Consider the following 19,134-nt stretch of genomic DNA (forward strand, 5'->3'; position numbering starts at 1 on the left):
AATTTCTCTTTACTTCGTATTACAGACTTTATTAGTCCATACATAAACATAACTATTTTCAAACAGACTAGGAAGTCTGTTATACTTTAATTCTAGATTTATGAAAAATGAATCATCAAAAACTACTTTTCAAGGACATAGGGGAGCTAGAGGTTTAGCACCCGAAAATACTATCCCTTCTTTCAAAAAAGCATTAGAACATGGCGTTCAAGGATTAGAATTTGATATTGTACTGACAGGGGAAAATCAGTTTTTGGTATCTCATGAACCTTATTTTTCTCATGAATTTTGCTCAAAACCCAATGGAGCAGCTATTTTAAAAAAAGAAATTCTACATCATAATATTTATAGAATGGATTACGAAACTATAAAAAAATACGATTGTGGAAATCGGGGACATTCTCGTTATCCAGAACAGCAACCTCTACCAGCCATAAAACCTCTCTTAAAATCTTTTTTTGAAGAAATTGAAAAATACGTTTTAGAAAAAAGAATAAAAAAGCCTTTCTACACTTTGGAAATAAAATCTGATTTTGCGTGGTATGGTTTTATGCAGCCTTTACCCTCTGAAATGGTTACTTTATTTATTGAAGAAATTACGAATTATCCATTTTATGATAAAATAAAAGATAGATTATTGGTAGAGTCGTTTGATGTAAATATTTTGAATGAACTTCATAAACAAACTCAAAATACAGAAACAAAATTTGAAATCGGTTTTTTAGTAGAAAATAAACTTTCGATTGAAGAGAATTTAAACAAATTAGATTTTATGCCATCCGTGTATGTTCCTTATTACCGATTACTGACAAAGAAAAAAATAGAGGAGTTACATCAAAGAGGACTAAAAGTTTTTACGTGGACAGTAAATGACACTGAAACTATGCAAAAACTCAAAAACTGGGGTGTAGATAGTATTATTACAGATTTTCCAAATCGAATACCAACATTAGTAACTGCCTAATTTAATTAGTTTAGGAATTAAAATCTTTTTTTTCAAAATAAATAGGGGTAAACTATTTTTTATGCGTCATACGTTTAGACACTACGTAATGGTATAAAAAATAAACTTCTTTTCAATCAAAAATATGAGCAAGAGCAATCATGAAATAAAACTTACCGACCAGCAAATAGAATATATTGCAAGGTACATTTCGAAAGAACCTAGCGAACTAAGCGAAATACAAAAAATACAAGTAGAAAAATGGCGTAAAGAAATTCCTTTTTTTGAAAAAGAATTTCAGAATTATTCTCGGTTATGGGAAGAAAGTAATCGTTTTGGACAAAAAATAAGTAAAGATTTTTCTCCTAATGTAGAAAAAGGTTGGCAAAAGCTGAGTAATCAAATAAAAGAATATGAAGCCAATAAAACAATTGAAGCACAAAAAACAAAATGGGTCAAACCTGCGCCTGCTTCTCAAACTACAACAAAATCTATTTCTATTTGGAAAGAGGTTTCGAAAATTGCAGCCGTTTTGATTCTTGGTTTGGGATTAGGTTGGTGGATTAATTCTATTCAAAATAATTCTAATTCTCTAGCAAGTTCAAATCAAATTATTGTTCATCAGCATTCAGACACACCTTTGGTTTTGCCTGATGGTTCTAAAATTTGGCTCAATAAAAATGCAACTGTTTCTTATAGTAATGATTTTGGAACATTTAAAACGACTCAAAAACGAAATCTAAAACTAGAAGGAGAAGCCTTTTTTGATATTGCTAGAGATGAAAAACATCCTTTTATGATTGACATAGAAGGAAAAGCAGAAGTTGAAGTTTTGGGAACATCTTTTAATATCAATCCTTCTAATGAAAAAATTGAGGTTACAGTAGCTTCTGGAAAAGTCAGTTTTAAAAATAATAGTGTTTTTAAAAATGACAATACAGATAGTTCAGAACAAACTTCTATTTTACTTACAAAAGGCGAAAAAGGAATTTTGTATGAGAAAACTAAAAACCATCCAGATTCTTTACCAACTTTAGTGCGTTTTGAGAGAAATGACGATGTAAATTATTTAGCTTGGCTCAATCATCGTTTGGTTTTCGAAAACATGCAAATGCAGGAAGTGGTAAATAAAGTGGAAAATTATTACAATATTCGTTTGAAATTGGAAAATCCAAGTTTGAAAGAATGTCGTTTTACAGGAACTTTTGACCAAACACCTTTAAATGATGTTTTGGAAACATTGTCTTTTGGTGCAAATCTTCAAATCAAAAAATCAGATTCTACTACTTATTTACTTTCGGGCTCTGGTTGTAGATAAAATATATACTAGACCTTAAGTTAAGAGTCTAAAATTTAAAATACTCACTTATCAATCATCAAAACAATGAAAAACTATTTCTTTTTCATACTTAGCTTCCTTTGCCTTTATTTTAGTGGTTCTGAAAACTCAATCTTTGCTCAAACTAATTCAAAAAATATCTTAGAGCAACCTGTTACATTATTTGCCCAACATGAAACCTTGGAAAATGTTCTTTCTGATTTATCAAAAAAATATAATGTTCGTTTTTCGTATAGTAATTCTCGCCTTCCACTTCAAAGAAAAATTAGTCTCAATGTTGTAAATATTCCACTCAAAGAAGTTTTAACACAGATTTTTGAACCTTTAAATGATGAGAATACACAAATTCAGTTTCGTTTGATTAATGGACAAATTGTAATTCAGGCAAAGTCAAATTTAGCAGAAACGGATATAAAAAAAGAAGAGTTAGAAAAAGATAAGAAGCCTCAAATTGCATCACTTCCAAAAGACCCTTTAGTAATTGATAAAAAAGATAAAACATCCAAAACAGCTAGTGTTTCGACAAACAAAGACAAAGTTGATAAAGATGGAGTAGAATTAATTGAAAAAAATGCTATTCTTGATAGTTTAGAAAAAATTAAAACAGATTCTCTCAAAAATATAGCAGACAAAGAAAGTTTAGAAAATCAATTACTAGACAGCACTCAAATAGAAAATATAGATTCTCTTTCTAGCAAAAAAAATAAAGTCTCAGAACTTGCAAAAAATGATTCTCTTCTAAGTGCTTTTCTTGATTCTACTGCTTTACAAATTACCTTAGTTTATCCTTTGGGAACAAACGGAGCTAAAAGTCCTTATAAAAACAATCGTTTTTCTCTCAATCTTTTAGCTGGCTATAATGGTTCGGTAACAGGTTTTGAGGTAGGAGGTTTTGCAAATATTCTCAAAAAAGATATAAAGGGTTTTCAAGTGGGAGGTTTTGCGAATATTGTCGGAGGAAAAGCCACAGGGTTTCAAAGTGCAGGTTTTGCCAATATTACAAAGGATAGCGTTTTGGCTTTTCAAGCAGCAGGTTTTATGAACATTAATGGAAACACTACAAAAGGATTTCAGGGAGCAGGTTTTATGAATGTTGTCAATGGAGATTTTACTGGTTTTCAGGGTGCAGGATTTGCAAATATTGTAAATGGCAATGTAAAAGGTGTTCAAGCTACAGGTTCTATGAATATTGTTAAGGGAAATGTAGAAGGAGCGCAAATTACGGGAGGTATAAATATTGCAAAAAATGTAAAAGGTGTTCAGATTGGAATTATCAATAGAGCAGATACTGTGAGAGGTTCACAAATTGGAATCATAAATATTGCAGATAGTGTAACAGGTGTACCAATTGGGCTCATTAATTTTGTAAAAAATGGCTACCGTTCATTTGATGTAAGTGCAAGTGAAGGATTTCATACAGCTCTTTCTTATAATATTGGCGTAAATAAATTCTATCAAATCGTTTCAGCAGGCATTCAAACGAGTAACAAAATGCGTTGGGGATTAGGGGTTGGCTTGGGAACTCGTTTTCCAATTACTAAAAACAAAAAAACTCATGCAGGTTTTGAGCTGATGGCATATCATATCAATGAAGAAAATTGGACAAATGAACTAAATCTTTTAGGTCAATTAAAATTCAAACTTCATTATCAAGTTAGCCGACAAATAGGAATTTTTATTTCTCCTACTCTCAATGTTACCGTTTCTCAAATTTATAATTCTGAAACTAATACGTATGGGACTAATTTTGCACCTTATTCTTTTATAGAAGATACCACTACTACATCTAATTCATTAAACAATACGACTACAAACACTAAAATTTGGGGTGGTGGGTTTATTGGAATTTCGTTTTAATAAAAATTGATTTATATTGTATGTATGAAACAAAAAATAAAAGATGCTTTTTTCGGTTTTGCTATTGGCGATGCTCTAGGTGTTCCTGTGGAATTTCGAAGTAGAGAAGATATTGCTAGAAATCCAGTAACAGATATGCGAGAATTTGGAACGCATCATCAACCAAAAGGAACATGGTCTGATGATAGTTCAATGGCATTTTGTTTGGCTGAAAGTTTAGCAACTCCCAAAAACTCAAATAAAAAGGCAATTTATGATGTAAATGATATTGCAAATAATTTTGTAAAATGGAAATATGAGAGTTTTTGGACTCCTCACGGAAGAGTTTTTGATATTGGAATCGCTACAACAGATGCTATAAAAAGACTGAAAAAAGGAGAAAATCCACTTCTAGCTGGAGGAATGGACGAATATTCGAATGGAAATGGTTCTTTGATGCGAATTTTACCACTCGTTTTTTATAATGGTTATTTATTTGAGGATTCTATAAAAAAGCGTTTTGAACTGGTTTCAGAAATTTCATCCATTACACACATGCATTTTCGTTCTGTTTTTTCGTGTTTTATCTATACTGAATTTGCTAAGATTTTATTGGAACAGATTCAAAAAAATGAAAAACAAGATAAGTTTGTAGCCTATCAAAAACTACAAATTTTACTAAATGATTTTGCAACAGAATTTAATTTTAACAAAACTGAAATTGCCTTTTTTGATAGAATTCTGAAAAATGACATAACTACTTTTGAAGAAGAAACTATCAAATCTTCTGGCTATGTTTTACATACTTTGGAAGCTAGTTTCTGGTGTTTTTTAAAATATGGCTCTTATTCTGAAAGTGTTTTAAAATCTGTAAATCTAGGAGAAGACACTGACACTACAGGATGTGTAACAGGTGGAATTGCAGGACTTTTTTATGGAATGAACACAGAAAATTACACAAAAGGAATTCCAAACGAATGGCTAGAAGTAATTGTGAAGAAGGAAGAAATTAATGATTTGTGTGAAAGGTTATATGATTTGAATTTCTGATTTGCCTATATTTTTTTTTAGAAAAAAACTAAGGGTAGGGTGTTCAGAATTAGTTTGTTTTTTTCCTACAGTTTTGTAATTATGATTTTCAAAAATGTAGTGTATTTTAGCTGCGTAGCTGCGTTATATTTGTAGTAGATTAAAATTGAATTTCCGTATTTAGAGTTGCGTAGCTGCGAAATGTTGAAATTTTACAGTTTTCAAACATCAAACAACAATATTACGCAGCTACGCAGCTTTTTGAACTTGATATTTTTTCGTTTCTACCCATATTTCGCAGCTACGCAGCTAAATTTCAAAATGATTTAAAATAATCATTTTTTGTAGGATTTTTTTGAAATTCAACTAACCGTTGTTGGTGTCCCCACCAACGACAAATACCTCCATTAAAATTTTTACTCAAAAAGTGCCAATGTCTGCATCACAAAAAGATGCAAAGCAAAAATTAAAACAATAGCTGAGAGAACAACTTTCCAACGGTTTTTAGTAAAATCAAGATATTTCATCATTACAAAACCAACAACTAAGCCTATCATAACCACAAAAATTTGAGCTACTTCTAGTCCAATATTAAATCCTAAAAGAGGAGAAAATAAAGAATTAGGTAGCATCTGACGCAAATAATTAGCAAAACCCAAACCATGTATTAATCCAAAAAGTAAAGCAATACTATAACGACGAATCATTATAGAAGACATAATTTTTTGTTCTTTATTTGGTAAATCTAAAATACCTAAGTCTGTATTTTTTGGTTTATCTTCTGTTTTAGTAAAAAAATTTAAGATACAAACCATAATAATTGTCAGAGGAATCAGCCATTCAATCACAGAACTAGGAATCGGTGAAATATCAGAAACTGTCAAAAGAAGAGTAACCGAATGTCCAACTGTAAAAGCAGTAACCAATAAAAAAACTTTTCTCCATTCTGAAAAAGTATAAATGGCACTTAATGCTAAAATAAAAAGTAAGTGGTCGTAACCCTCAGGAAATTGAAGAATATGCTCAATTCCCATTCCCATAAAAGTAAAAAATTCGTTCATAGTTAGTTGATGAATAAATAGCTTTATAAATTAATTTTCACTACAAACTTATTACTTTTTTCGACATAAGTTTTGATTTTCAATTTATTTATAAAATGATAACTGTTCAAATCAATTTATATTTTCTAATCTAACTTGATTTGTCTATTTTTGAAATATTATTTTAAGAAGATTTCTCACAGACTAAAACAATAATAATTATGAAAATAGGTGTTTTATTATCAGGCGCAGGTGTTTATGATGGCGCAGAAATTCAAGAATCAGTTTTGATTTTATTAGCTTTAGACCAAGCAGGTATATCTTATTTCTGTATCGCTCCAAACATAGAACAACATCATGTTATCAATCATCTGACGGGCGATGAGATGAATGAGAAAAGAAATGTTCTTACCGAATCTGCACGCATTGCAAGAGGAAAGATAAAAGATTTGGCAGAGATAAGCGCAGAAGATATGGACGGACTTGTAATGCCAGGAGGATTTGGAGTAGCTAAAAACTTTACAAAATGGGCATTTGAGGGCGCAAACGGAGAGATAAATAGTGATGTAAAGCGATTAGTAAATGAGATGATAAAGCAACATAAACCTATTGCAGCCGTTTGTATGTCACCTACTACAGTTGCCAAAGCATTAGAAGGAAGTGGAATAGAAGCAACTTTGACTGTCGGAACAACAAATAAAAAATCGCCTTATCAAATTGCAGACATTAATGAAGAAATGAAAAAAACAGGGGCAAATCCTGTCATGTGTACAGTAACAGAAGTAGTTTCAGATGATGTAAATAATATTGTTTCCTCACCTTGTTATATGATGGAAGCAAGTATAAGTCAGGTAAATGAAGGCATACAAAAAACAATTGCCAAATTAGTTGAAATGGTTGCTTTACAGAGAGAAAGTTAAATTTAAAACAAAAAATGTAAAATGAGTTTGACATTAATTAATGATAAAAATCATTTACCTTAACAAAATCAGTTCAGTTTACGTTTTAATAAAACTAAATTCATTAATTTTAGAACTTGACTTAAAACTATCTAAAAATAGAAGTAGTCACAAAGAAATTTTTCCAACTATACAATCACTAACTATATGGCTTTCGGATTTTTTAAAAAGAAGAAAAAAGAAGAAGATAATGCTCCTCATTACGACCCAAATCATATTCGAATTATAGATATTCGTGTGGGTTTTTTCTTAGAATATGATGCAAAAACATGGGAAGTAGCCGAAGAATATGAGTATGACTGGGGCGATAATGAATTTTCATATTCCTATTTATTACGCAGCTCTAATGATGAAATTTATTTGAGTTTGGAAAACGATGGCGAATTAGAAATTGCAGTAACAAATAAAATTCGTCTAATGAAATTAGGCGAAGATTTGGATGACCAGATTGCAGAAAACGAACGCCCTCCCAAAACAATTACTTATGAAGGTGTAAAATATTATCGTGATAATGAAAGCCCTGGATATTATAGAAACACAGCCACAACAGAGCGTGAAAAATCTGTTGAAATGATTACGTGGGATTATTACGATGACGATGAAGAGAAAGCTCTTTTTATAGAACAATTTGGCGAGCGAGACTTTGAAGCCTACATTGGAGAATATGTAGAAGAATATGAATTTTCTAATATCATTCCTTCTAGTGAGCCTCCTGCCATTCTATAATTTCAAAATAATTCAAACTAACATTTACCAAAATTTATCTTATTAGTTTTAAATCAATTTTATAAAAACATGAAAATTCAATATCTTCAACATATTTTAATTGCTTTCTTAGTCGTTTTTTCTTCTTTCCTGACTTCTTGTGGAAGTTCTGAAAAGGTTGTCAAAGACCCAGTTGATAACTACACTCGTGATTTGGATAAGTATAAAACTTATTCAGTCCTTTTATATGATATGGACTTGGAAGAGAAAACATTTGGAAGCGACATTCACAAACATCAATACAAATTTATTTTGCCTGCTAAAGACACAACAGGTGGAAAAATAGTGCGTGATTCTCTTTCAACTTGGGTGACTGTTTCAGAAGAAACATTTAACAAAAACTTAGATAACATGGGAATGGAACTTCTGTCTAAAAATGAAGATGGAAAAGTTTCAAAAATCCCTTCTCCTCCTGGTTATAATAATTATGTAGGAAATCAGCGTTATGGTTCTTGGCAAACAAATAGTTCAGGAAATAGTTTTTGGGCGTTTTACGGACAATATGCTTTTATGAGCAGTATGTTTGGAATGATGAGTAGTCGTCCTATTTACAGAAATTCATACAATGACTACAACCGTAATTATAGAGGTTCAAGACCTTATTATGGAACTACTTCAAGTGGAACTCGTGCGTATGGTTCTGGTTCGGCAACATCACAAGCAATGAACTCAAAGAGTAGATTCAAATCAAATGTAGCTAGTAAAGTTTCTCGTAGTAGTACAGGTTCTTATACTCGCTCTAGCCGTTCTAGTGGATCTTCGTCTCGTTCTAGTAGAAGTACAGGTTCTTCTTCTCGTTCTCGTTCATCTTCAGGTGGAGGGAAATAAATCCCTTATTTAGATTTTTTATAATTAAATCCTTTTCTAATTTTACATTGAATTAGAAAAGGATTTTTTTTAATGTGTATATTTGCAGAATAGTCAGTACAACGACAAAACCAGCATAGTATAAAGATAATATTCAATGAATAACTCAGAAACAACTTTAGTACAAAATACAAATACTTCTTTGCCTTCAACTTCTTCATCTGCTAATAGCTCAAAAGAAATGGGTATTTTAGACCATTTGGAAGAATTGCGTTGGCATGTTATTCGTGCTGTATTGGCTATTTTGGTTTTTACAGCAGTTGCTTTTATAGCAAAGGATATTGTTTTTGGTAAGATTATTTTAGGTCCTTCAAAAAGTAACTTTCTTACCTATCAATTTTTTTGTCAGCTTTCTAGCCTTACTTGTATTGATAACTTGCCTTTTATTATTCAAAACCGTGTAATGACAGGACAGTTTACCATGCATATTGCAGCTTCAATAGCCTTTGGTTTTATGTGTGCATTTCCGTATGTTTTTTGGGAAATTTGGCGTTTTGTTGCACCTGCTCTATATAATGAAGAGCGCAATGTAGCACGAGGAGCTACTTTTTTTGTATCTCTTTTATTTGCTATTGGTGTTCTTTTTGGCTATTTCTTAATTACTCCTTTGTCTATTAACTTTCTTTCTAATTATCAAGTTGATGCAACTATTCTCAATGAAATTGATATTTCTTCCTATGTAACTACAGTAGCTATGCTGACCTTAGGCTGTGGACTTATGTTTCAACTTCCTATTGTAGTATTTTTCCTATCACAAGTCGGAATTGTTACACCTGAATTAATGAGAGCTTATCGAAAACATTCTATTGTTGTTATTTTATTTATTTCAGCTCTTATTACTCCTCCAGACGTAATTAGTCAGTGTTTAATCGGAATTCCTATTTGGATTTTGTATGAAATAAGTATTCTTATTTCGGCTTCTATTCAAAAGAAAAGAAATATAGCAATTGCAAAAGCTGAGAAATTAAGACAAATGGAATAAAATAATTTCTAGTTTTATTCGATTTTTTATTTCTTCTAGCTTTTTTATTTATGAGATTCAAAATCATAGCTAAATAAACAAAAGCCTTCACAGATTATCTACGTTGCTATTTCGTGGTCTGTGGTTTTCTCGTAATCACCCTTTCATTTTTAATTGAGCCAAGTAAAAAGGGTATGTCTAATATGCCAAACTTTGAAGATTAAAATGTATCAGAATCTTGAAGAAATAATAATTTTAATTAAATCACAAACTTTATTTGGAGCTATTTTTTAGGAATTTAAAACCTCATCTTTTAAATTTTCAAAAGATGAGGCTTTCTGATTATTTATCTTATTTGTGTTTCTAGAGCCATAAAATGAGTGACTTGATTAGAATAAAGAGGAAAAATTTGAACTTGACAAGTATAAGGCGTTTTATCTTTTTTATAATTGACAACTGATATTTTAAAAGGTTTTCTTTTTTGAAGATTCATTTTGACTTCCTTTCTTGATTCTTTTGAAGTCAATTCTCCTTGTAAGAAAGAAGGTTGTTTATTAATAGCAAATTTTTTTGAATAGCCTGTCATTTTTGTAAAGCCTTCATTTACCCACAAAATTTTTTCTAATGAATCAGTGAGTACAATAGCTTCAAAATGATTATTTAAAAATATTGCATCTATATCATTTTTCCACTTATACTTTTCTGCAAACACTTTTATTTTTTGTATGTCTAATTCTTTTTTAGTAACATCAAAAGAACTTATAATAGAAACATCCCAACCCAAAAGAGGCTTAAATTCTGTAATTGAAGGTTTTATTTGATTTCTGATTTTGTCAGACTCTTTTCTATCTAAACTTGAAAGATAAATATCCAAACCCATCATATTCGATAATTCTTGCTTCATTTTATTGACTTATTAGTTATCTGTAAAAAAGAAATAAATTGGTTTTTAATTCATTTTTAATCATTAAAAAACCATTTTTTGGCTTCTTCTATATCACTAAACAATTTTGATTGATGAGAGTGTTTTGAGCTTTCTACATCATCAATAGTTTGTTCGATTGATAACTGAGCTATCAGTTCTTTTGGAATAATCATAGCTTGTTTTTCAATTTTAGCTTCTGTAAACTGTGGAGCAATAACTTCTAAAACCCAATTTTGTAACTCTGGAGTTATTGGAAAGTTTAGGTCTTTAGTAATAGATAAAATAAATTTTATGTTTTTTTCTTTTATTATTTCTACTAATTTTTGCATTTCTTCTTTAAACTCCTCATTATTCATGTCTTTGGTAGTTTCCAACCATGTTGAAGTTAAGATTTGTTTTTCTTCATCAAGAGAACGTTCTACATATTTACTTTTATAATCTTTCATTGTAATTGAGGGGAGGGGATTTTTATTAAATTAATTTATTTTCGAAAGCCAGTTGTCAATTTGTGATTGAATAGTTTGAGCATAAATAAAATTGGTGTCATCTTTTCCTGCTTCTAATGCTTTTTGGGCACTTTCTACTGCCCCTTTGTAATCGTTTTGTAGAGCTAAAATTTCAGATTTTACCCAGTAAGGTAAATAATGGTCGTTTTTGAGTTTGATAGATTGGTTTGCCCATTCTAAGGCTTGGCGAAGTTCTATATTTTCACTTTTGTAATAAGATGCACTTCTTACAAGCACTTGCCAATCGTTTGGATATTTTGAAATGGCAGAAGCAATATTTTTCTTTGCTTCCTCTACTGTATTTACTTGGATTGTAATTCGTGCTAATTTACATTCCCAACGCAAAATAAAAGTAGCTTCATTTTCTAATATTTTATCAAAATCATAAGCTAAAGTTTCCTGAAATTTTGATTTTTCAACGGTTGCATTTACTCTCAAAACATCATTTTCTTGATTATAGGCTTCTTTTCCCCAAGAATCTATAGCTGTATTAAAAATGAAAGTCCAATCTCCCCTTTTTTGTGGAATAACAAAAATAGCATACTTGCCTTTTTTTAAAGGTTTACCATTTATTTTGACATCACTAGAAAATTCTATGGTTGTAGCTTCATTTGCTCCTGCTCTCCAGACTTTTCCATAAGGCACTAGTTCGCCCCAAATATGTTTTTTACGTCCTTTTACACTCGGACGACTATAACGAACAAAAAATTCTGTCAAGCCAATTTCTTGCATTAATGTAGAAATCGAACTCTTGCGTGGAAGTTCTAGTTTTTCTTCCTCTTCCGAAATATCATTGGCTTGTCCCTTCTCTTGTGCTAAAGCAGAAAAAGAAACTAAAAAAAAGAGAATGACTAGGGCGTTTTTTATGAAATTACTTTTCATTTTGATAAAATTACGATTTTTCTTTAATAGTTATAGCGAATCAAACCTATTTTTTGAATTGATTGTTTTATTTTTATCAGACACTTTTAACTTCATTAAGAGCTAAAGCTGTTTAGAAGTAGAAAACAATAAGTCAGCTAGTTTAGATCCCTTTTAACTTTAACTCTGTCGATAATGGGCAAAAACAGTACAGTTTTTATTTTGTTGTGCATTGGAAGTGTTTCATTTAACTTCTGAGGAGTTCAACACAAAAAAAACGTTAAATTACTTTTGTTACAAGGTACTAAAAAAGCAGCTAAATTTATTATGCTCTTTAGTCCTTGATTTTTTTGAATTGAATAAGTTTTAAAATATAAATTTTTAATACTTTCCTTCTGATTCAATAGCCTGTTTGATATGTGCCAAATGATGATTTGAATGCCAAGCATAATTGGCAACAAGTTCAAAAAGTGTAAAATAAATTTGATGTTCTGGATGAAAAAAACGTTTTTCCAAATCAGATTCAGACAAAGATTCAATAATTATATGCAGCTTTTTATGAATTCCTTCCAAAATAGAAATTGAAACTTCAACAGGTAAAGTCATGTCTTGCAGTTCTGCCCATTTATCTTCTAAATAGGGCTTTATAGTTGGCTCTTCTTCAGTAAGAGTTAGCTTGAAACGAACTAAGGCATTAAGATGACTATCTGAACAATGATGAATAACTTGTTTGATTGTCCAACCTTGAGGACGATATTTCCAGTTTAATGTTTCTTCAGGCAAGTTAAGAATTGCTGCTTTTAGTCGCATCGGAAAACTAGCAATATCATTTTTCCAATCCAAAACTAAATCTTTAGCTTCTGGGTATATCAGTATTGGTTTCTCAAAGTCTCCAATTGGATATTTGAGGTTGTCTAATTCTATTTTGTCCATTTATAAATAAAATTTAAACACATAACGCAGACTTAGGAACAATTACGAATTTAATTTATTGATTACCACTTAATTGAATGTTTGAAAATAGTAGTTTACTTAATTCTTATTCCTTAGAGTCTGCGTTACATATAATTTAATGAATTCTGAATCCACCTCTTTTATCTTCTTGTGTAGACGGAGTTTCTTGTGGTTTTTCTGCTGCATCTATACCAAATCCAGTAATTTTGAATCCTGAGCTTTTCTTTGCTGCACGTTCTTTAGTTGGGTCAGGCATTTCTTGTTTATCACATGGAAAAATACCACTATTTCGCATACGCAAATACCAATTACGAGCCTCTTCGTTAGCTGGACTGTGTTCGTTGGTAATTTCCATATCGTATTGTAAGGTACGAATCATGCGAATCATGTGTCTTCCCAAACCTTCTGACATTTCCCAAGTTCCATAACACCAGCGTCCATTTTTAAACCAGTTGGGATGATAAACAAATGGTTCATCAAGCAATTCTAGTTGTGGTGGAGCTTGTGGATAGGCCTCTGGAAGAGTGATTTTGAGTTTATGTTGATTACGATAAGTAGGCTGTGTATCAATAATACTTCGTACAAAAATTGTTACTTCATATTCTTCTACATACGGTGGATTACCCACAAGTGGCTCAAAAGAAAGCAATGAGCCACTAATATTTTCCATTTCTTTATAATCATTCGCCAAACGACGATTTCGTATTTCTTGAGGAGTAGCCATTTTTCAGTTATCAGTTATCAGTTATACAGTGACCTATTGATTGTAATGAGCGTATAACCTAGATTATTAATATTTTATTTAAACTTTGAGGTAGGGTCTTTACTTCTAAATTAGTTTTTCCAATTTTGAGTTTCGACTTTTGAATTTGTATTCCTGCTAAAATCTAAATTTATCTTCCTGCATCAGTTGCTGGAATTACTCTAAAAGTAGTTCCGTGAGTGATACCTGCCTGTCCTAATGTTTGGTGGTTAAGCATACGGTTTCCTCCTTTTATAGCCAGATTATATCCTTGCTGACTATTTTTGATAAAATCATGTGTAATAAGTTCGCCTATAATTTCCTGTACACTCATTGTGTCATCTAAAGTTGCGCTAATCATGCGTCCATCAGTTGGGTGTACAAAGTTTACGTTTACGTCTGCCATGTCTGGAATTATATATTTTTGTAAGAATTTTTTTTATGAATTTGTCTAACTAAACCTTAAACCATTAGGTTTATTCTGCTCATTTTATATAAGCTACTAAGAAAATGAATTGCTATCAATTATGCAAAAATAGTTTGTAAAATATTTTTCTATTGCTTATACTAATTCTAAATAGAATAAGTTCTACTAGATAGACAAATTTACAGATTTACAGTTTCAAAATCTATTTTCAAACGTAAGTTTTTAAGATTTTGTTTAGTTAATCTGAACTTGTGCTGCTTAATCAATTGATATACAAGTGATTTAGGGTTTTTATATTTTGTTTGTTGTGCTAAAACAGAGTCTTTTTTATTCTAAAATGCAGCATTTTGCATCTAAGAAAATACTTTGTTTTAAATGCTATTTTTCAAAAATAGTCACTTTTTTAAAATCAATACCAATTGGAAGTAACATTTTTTATAATAACTTTTGGCTTGATTTTTCGTTCCTATAAAAATAAACCGTATATTTAATTGTGTTTTTAGTAGAAATGCAAAATTTTATACTGTTTAGTATTTATATTAGTATTTAGAAAAATTATTGAAACTCCGTTCAAAATCTATACATCAACTCATAACACCATACCATTATGTTAAATCTAATTTGGCTTATCTTAAAGCGCATCGACTGGAAAAAAATTATTATAGGAATCATTATACGTCGTATCTTGAAAGGTATTTTTAAGTAAATCTGTAATTCATTTTTGCTCAAAAATATAATACAAAAAGAGCTATTGAATAAATCCCTTTTTTGAAAAACTATTTCAGAAATGGGATTTTTTATTTCTTTTTTGTAAATTAAGAACTGATTTTGACAAATCAGTTTATAAATCAAATTTATCAATTACTAACTAAATTACTTTTTTATGGGACTTTGGGATAAAATTAGTGGACAATTTATCGATGTCATTGAATGGATAGACAATAGCAGAGATACAATTGTTTACAGATTCAATAGAGATGGAAACGAAATCAAATATGGAGCGCAACTTACTGTTAGAGAAGGTCAGCAAGCTGTTTTTATTAATGAAGGACAATTAGCAGATGTTTTTCCTCCTGGGAGGTATGAGCTTTCAACACAAAACATGCCTGTTTTGACAACCCTAAAAAGTTGGAAATATGGATTCAATAGTCCTTTTAAAGCAGAAGTTTATTTTGTCAATATGCGCCCTTTTGTGGATAATAAATGGGGAACTCGCAATCCAATTCGTGTTAGAGATGCAGAATTAGGCTCTATGGGAATCGAAATTCGTGCTTTTGGTAGTTTTGATTTTAAAGTTATTGAACCAAGTCGTTTTCTTATTGATATAGTAGGAACTGATGGGCATTTTACGACAGAAGAAATTACTACTAAACTAAAAAGTTTGGTTGTCAAGCAATTTACAGATGGGTTAGGAGAGAGCAAAATTCCATTTTTAGACTTAGCTGCTAATTATGATGAATTGGGAGCAATGATTAAGAAAAAATTAGTATTAGACTTTGACCGTTATGGTGTAGATATTACTGATTTTCTAGTAGAGAATATGTCTTTGCCAGACCATGTACAGAAAGTTCTTGACCAAAGAAATGAAATGGAAATTATGGGACGTTCTATGCAAGGAAATCTTAATAATTATACGCAGTTCAAAATGGGACAAGCTATGGAAGATTCTGCCAATAATCCGAATGGAGGAAATGAGGGTCTGAGTATGGGAATGGGGATGGCAATGGCAAACCAAATGTCTAACCAAATGCAAAATCAACAACAGAACCAAAATCAAGGTCAGCAGCACAACAGCACTCCACCTCCCATGGTGTCCTTTCATGTACATCTAGATGGACAACAAGCAGGTCCTTTTCCATTAGCAGAATTACAAAAGATGATACAAAGTGGACAAATTACTCGTACTTCTTATGTATGGAAAGCAGGAATGGCAGAATGGGCAGCAGCCGAAAAAGTAGCAGAACTACAAGGCTTTTTTGGAAGTGTGCCACCACCATTGCCACCACCACCTATGTAAAAAAAGGTTTTTAATAGTAGAGCTTAAAATTTAACTGTAAATTTATAACCAAAATATATTTTTTGAGTTGTATCTGAGAGTTCCTATTTGTTGTTTGTAACAAATAGGAACTTTTTAGTAAATAGCTATTTTTCTATCTCATTTTTTAGACTTATTTTTTAATCTACTTTATTTTTATGCCCTTTCAAAAGCCTCAACAAGACAAAAAAATTCATAAGAAACAAATAGAAAGCCGTAGGATTGTCCGTACTTTATCTATTGGTTTAGGACTTATACTTATTCTTTTAGTAGGATATTTTGTTTCTCAGAATATTGAAAATAATGTTCAAAAAAGATTAAATGATATTTTAGTTTTAGAAAATGAATTAGGTGATCTCTTGTCTTCTATGCAAGATGCAGAAACAGGACAAAGAGGATTTGTAATTACAACCGATAAAAAATATTTAGAACCTTATTATGAATCTATCGAAAAAACAGCTAAAGCATTAAAAGAAATAGAAAATTATCCCAGTCAAAATCCTAATTTTAAAAATAATTTAGATAGTGTAAAAATACTCATAACTAAAAAATATGATAAAATAAAAACAACTATTTATTATATAGAAAATAATCAATCAGAGAAAGCTATAGAAGTAGTAAAGACGGGAACAGGCAAAAGAACGATGGATGGAATAAGGACTCAAATCAAAAAATTAGGTAAAGAAACGTATGAAGATTTTCAAGAAAGTAGAGAAGAAATTATTATTCTCAATAAAATAATTTTAGCAATACAAATTGTTGCTTCAATTGCTATGTTATTTATCTTTTATAATATTTATTCTATTCTGCGTCCTCTCATTGATAATTTGGTGGCATCAAATACAGAATTAGAGCAAAGAAGAGAGACTTTAAAAGAAAAAAATGAACAGTTAGAGCGTTTTGCTTATATTGCCTCTCACGATTTGAATGAGCCGTTGCGTACTATTACAAGTATGATAACTATACTTGAAGAAGATTATGGAGATAAATTTGACGCAGAAGCAAAGCAAAATTTTAACTTTATTACTTCGGCTGCTGAAAGAATGAAAAATATGATTGATGGAATTCTTAATTATTCAAGAATTGGAAAATCTAGTGAAATTGAAAAAATAGAATTAAATGTTCTTTTATATGATCTTAAAAAAGATTTATCATTATTAATTGAAAAAAAACAGGCTACTATTTCTTATGATAGACTTCCTACTATTGAAGGTTTTAGTTTAGAAATAAGGCAACTTTTTCAAAATCTTATAACTAATGCTCTAAAGTTCAGTAAAGAAAATACACCTCCAGTAATAGAAATTTCAGTAGAAGAACAGTCCCAAAGATGGAAATTTGCTGTTAAAGATAATGGTATTGGTATTCCAGAAGAACATCAGAAAAAAATATTTGGTATTTTTGCTAAATTGCATCGTAATTCAAAATATGAAGGACAAGGAATTGGACTTGCATTTTGTAAAAAAATAGTTTCTTTACACAAGGGTAAAATAGGTGTTAGGTCTCAAATTGATGAAGGGACTACATTTTATTTTACTATTTCTAAAAACCTAAATCACAACAACTATGAAATCTAAATTAAATAAAATCTTGCTTATTGACGACTCTGAAGCTGATAATTATATTCACAGCAGAGTAATCAAGAAAGCTGACGTAACTAATGAGATTGTAGTAAAATTGGGAGCGCAAGAAGCTCTTGATTATTTGCAAACGAAGGAAAATGGAGAATATCCTAATCCAGACCTTATCTTTTTAGACATAAACATGCCAGGTTTGAATGGTTGGGACTTTTTGGAAGAATACAAAAAATTAGATAAAGAACAGAAAAAAGGAGTTGTAGTTTGTATGCTTTCTACTTCTGCGCCTGACATTGAACGTCAAAATATAACAAAATATGAGGAAATAAAATCATATTCTCAAAAACCTCTTACCAATGAAGCTTTGAAACATATTATAAGAGAAGTATATCCTGAGAAGGTAAAATAAGAAAATAGAATTAGATGTATAAAATCAGAAGTAAAATCCTGCTTTGTAGTTTTTAGAAACCTATCAAATATATTTTTTTTAATATTATTGGGTAGATTTTTCTACATTATAACTATCTTCAAAACTATTTTCTTTCAAATTTTCAATCAATTGTAAAAGTCCTTTTTGTCCTTTTTCAGTATACCAACGAGCAACTTCTTCTTGTGATAAAAAGTAATGTATTTGAGCATTTTCCGTAAAAAACTGCTCTGTTGTTTGAAGGTTTTGTAATTCAAAAGATGAAAGAGACAAAGAATCTGAGTCTAAAGGAGTAGTAGAATAAAAATCAGAATTTGAATTGATATTAGAATCATTTTTTTCTATATCTATAAGATTTCGCCAATCTTGTTGTAAAGTTGTCCAATATTCAAAGCGTTTATCTACAAGCATAGCCAAACCTTCATCAAACCAAATAGGTATTTTATTTCTTCTTGTTTGCCAACCTAATCTTTCAATAAGTTCAGCATGAGAGAGTTCGTGACTCAAAACATCGATATTTGTTCCTTCAGGAGAAAGAATAATGTAAGTTCCAAAAGGAGTCAGATGAGTCATTCCTGTCTGTCCTTGAGCATTGGAATTACCAAAACGTTGCATTACTTCATTAGTAGTTCCTACTAAAATAGAAGGTCGTGCCCGACTACTTCCAAAAAGTGAATCAATACGAATTCTTGATTTTTTATAAAGAATAATGATATTTTGTCGTTCCTCTTTATTCATTGCAGGATTTACATAAATATCAGTCTGTTCGAATTTTAATTTATCTAAATACAAATCTTTCAAAAAGATACTTCGAATTAGTGTTGGGGCATAAAGAAAAGTGAGTAGAATTAGCCAAAAAATGAGTAGTAAAAAAGCAATGCCTATCCATTTTTTTAGAGAGATAGGAGGTTTGAATAAATTTAGCATCACTTTTTAGAATTATT

At 30.6% G+C, this 19,134-nt stretch carries 19 protein-coding genes; 11 read left to right on the forward strand and 8 right to left on the reverse strand.

Features of this window, described 5'->3' with window-relative positions:
* The first annotated feature begins 100 nt into the window (after positions 1 to 100).
* The 4 genes from V9L04_RS19420 (at position 101) to V9L04_RS19435 (ending at position 5,168) form a co-directional block, all read left to right on the forward strand.
* The gene (locus tag V9L04_RS19420) at positions 101 to 964 is read left to right on the forward strand and encodes a glycerophosphodiester phosphodiesterase family protein (RefSeq protein WP_338791593.1); all 864 of its coding nucleotides are present in this window, start codon (positions 101 to 103) and stop codon (positions 962 to 964) included.
* 124 nt (positions 965 to 1,088) lie between these two features.
* The gene (locus V9L04_RS19425) at positions 1,089 to 2,261 is read left to right on the forward strand and encodes a FecR family protein (protein ID WP_338791594.1); all 1,173 of its coding nucleotides are present in this window, start codon (positions 1,089 to 1,091) and stop codon (positions 2,259 to 2,261) included.
* Positions 2,262 to 2,327: 66 nt separating this feature from the next.
* Complete coding sequence (locus tag V9L04_RS19430; protein WP_338791595.1) at positions 2,328 to 4,139, forward strand: FecR domain-containing protein; 1,812 nt, start codon at positions 2,328 to 2,330, stop codon at positions 4,137 to 4,139.
* Positions 4,140 to 4,163: 24 nt separating this feature from the next.
* A complete protein-coding gene (locus tag V9L04_RS19435; RefSeq protein ID WP_338791596.1) occupies positions 4,164 to 5,168 on the forward strand; it encodes an ADP-ribosylglycohydrolase family protein in 1,005 nt (334 codons plus the stop codon).
* Positions 5,169 to 5,563: 395 nt separating this feature from the next.
* On the opposite strand, the gene V9L04_RS19440 is transcribed toward V9L04_RS19435, so the two are convergent.
* Complete coding sequence (locus V9L04_RS19440; protein ID WP_338791597.1) at positions 5,564 to 6,208, reverse strand: HupE/UreJ family protein; 645 nt, start codon at positions 6,206 to 6,208, stop codon at positions 5,564 to 5,566.
* Between the two features lie 200 nt (positions 6,209 to 6,408).
* On the opposite strand from V9L04_RS19440, the gene elbB reads away from it, so the two are divergent.
* The 4 genes from elbB to tatC all read left to right on the forward strand — a co-directional run bounded on the left by elbB (position 6,409) and on the right by tatC (position 9,760).
* Positions 6,409 to 7,107: an isoprenoid biosynthesis glyoxalase ElbB gene (elbB, locus tag V9L04_RS19445; RefSeq protein ID WP_338791598.1), complete on the forward strand. Its 699-nt coding sequence runs from the start codon at positions 6,409 to 6,411 to the stop codon at positions 7,105 to 7,107.
* A 186-nt stretch (positions 7,108 to 7,293) separates the two neighbouring features.
* A complete protein-coding gene (locus V9L04_RS19450; protein ID WP_338791599.1) occupies positions 7,294 to 7,872 on the forward strand; it encodes a DUF4178 domain-containing protein in 579 nt (192 codons plus the stop codon).
* 69 nt (positions 7,873 to 7,941) lie between these two features.
* Positions 7,942 to 8,739, forward strand: coding sequence for a hypothetical protein (locus V9L04_RS19455; protein WP_338791600.1), 798 nt, complete (start codon positions 7,942 to 7,944; stop codon positions 8,737 to 8,739).
* Between the two features lie 136 nt (positions 8,740 to 8,875).
* On the forward strand, positions 8,876 to 9,760 hold the full coding sequence (gene tatC, locus V9L04_RS19460) for a twin-arginine translocase subunit TatC (protein WP_338791601.1): 885 nt from the start codon (positions 8,876 to 8,878) through the stop codon (positions 9,758 to 9,760).
* Positions 9,761 to 10,085: 325 nt separating this feature from the next.
* On the opposite strand, the gene V9L04_RS19465 is transcribed toward tatC, so the two are convergent.
* From V9L04_RS19465 to V9L04_RS19490, 6 genes are all read right to left on the reverse strand, one after another.
* Positions 10,086 to 10,643: a PAS domain-containing protein gene (locus V9L04_RS19465; protein WP_338791602.1), complete on the reverse strand. Its 558-nt coding sequence runs from the start codon at positions 10,641 to 10,643 to the stop codon at positions 10,086 to 10,088.
* A gap of 56 nt (positions 10,644 to 10,699) precedes the next feature.
* Positions 10,700 to 11,110: a hypothetical protein gene (locus V9L04_RS19470; RefSeq protein WP_338791603.1), complete on the reverse strand. Its 411-nt coding sequence runs from the start codon at positions 11,108 to 11,110 to the stop codon at positions 10,700 to 10,702.
* 30 nt (positions 11,111 to 11,140) lie between these two features.
* Positions 11,141 to 12,052 carry a DUF2911 domain-containing protein gene (locus V9L04_RS19475; RefSeq protein ID WP_338791604.1) on the reverse strand — a complete coding sequence of 304 codons (912 nt, stop codon included), beginning with the start codon at positions 12,050 to 12,052 and terminating at the stop codon, positions 11,141 to 11,143.
* A gap of 360 nt (positions 12,053 to 12,412) precedes the next feature.
* Positions 12,413 to 12,964: a YfiT family bacillithiol transferase gene (locus V9L04_RS19480; protein ID WP_338791605.1), complete on the reverse strand. Its 552-nt coding sequence runs from the start codon at positions 12,962 to 12,964 to the stop codon at positions 12,413 to 12,415.
* A gap of 136 nt (positions 12,965 to 13,100) precedes the next feature.
* Complete coding sequence (locus tag V9L04_RS19485) at positions 13,101 to 13,709, reverse strand: hypothetical protein (protein ID WP_338791606.1); 609 nt, start codon at positions 13,707 to 13,709, stop codon at positions 13,101 to 13,103.
* Between the two features lie 169 nt (positions 13,710 to 13,878).
* Entirely contained in the window at positions 13,879 to 14,133 is a 255-nt protein-coding gene (locus V9L04_RS19490; protein WP_338791607.1) for a ubiquitin-like domain-containing protein, read from the reverse strand.
* A 904-nt stretch (positions 14,134 to 15,037) separates the two neighbouring features.
* Here V9L04_RS19490 and V9L04_RS19495 point away from each other — a divergent pair.
* The 3 genes from V9L04_RS19495 to V9L04_RS19505 all read left to right on the forward strand — a co-directional run bounded on the left by V9L04_RS19495 (position 15,038) and on the right by V9L04_RS19505 (position 18,172).
* Entirely contained in the window at positions 15,038 to 16,171 is a 1,134-nt protein-coding gene (locus V9L04_RS19495; protein WP_338791608.1) for an SPFH domain-containing protein, read from the forward strand.
* A 176-nt stretch (positions 16,172 to 16,347) separates the two neighbouring features.
* Complete coding sequence (locus tag V9L04_RS19500) at positions 16,348 to 17,763, forward strand: CHASE3 domain-containing protein (RefSeq protein WP_338791609.1); 1,416 nt, start codon at positions 16,348 to 16,350, stop codon at positions 17,761 to 17,763.
* Positions 17,753 to 18,172 (forward strand): response regulator, encoded by a 420-nt coding sequence (locus V9L04_RS19505; protein ID WP_338791610.1) that lies wholly within the window; start codon positions 17,753 to 17,755, stop codon positions 18,170 to 18,172. The genes V9L04_RS19500 and V9L04_RS19505 overlap by 11 nt, the downstream gene beginning before the upstream one ends.
* Before the next feature lie 84 nt (positions 18,173 to 18,256).
* Here V9L04_RS19505 and V9L04_RS19510 read toward each other — a convergent pair whose 3' ends face one another.
* Positions 18,257 to 19,117 (reverse strand): DUF1570 domain-containing protein, encoded by an 861-nt coding sequence (locus V9L04_RS19510; RefSeq protein WP_338791611.1) that lies wholly within the window; start codon positions 19,115 to 19,117, stop codon positions 18,257 to 18,259.
* Positions 19,118 to 19,134: the final 17 nt, after the last annotated feature.

Source organism: Bernardetia sp. MNP-M8, from assembly GCF_037126285.1.
GTDB lineage: Bacteria > Bacteroidota > Bacteroidia > Cytophagales > Bernardetiaceae > Bernardetia.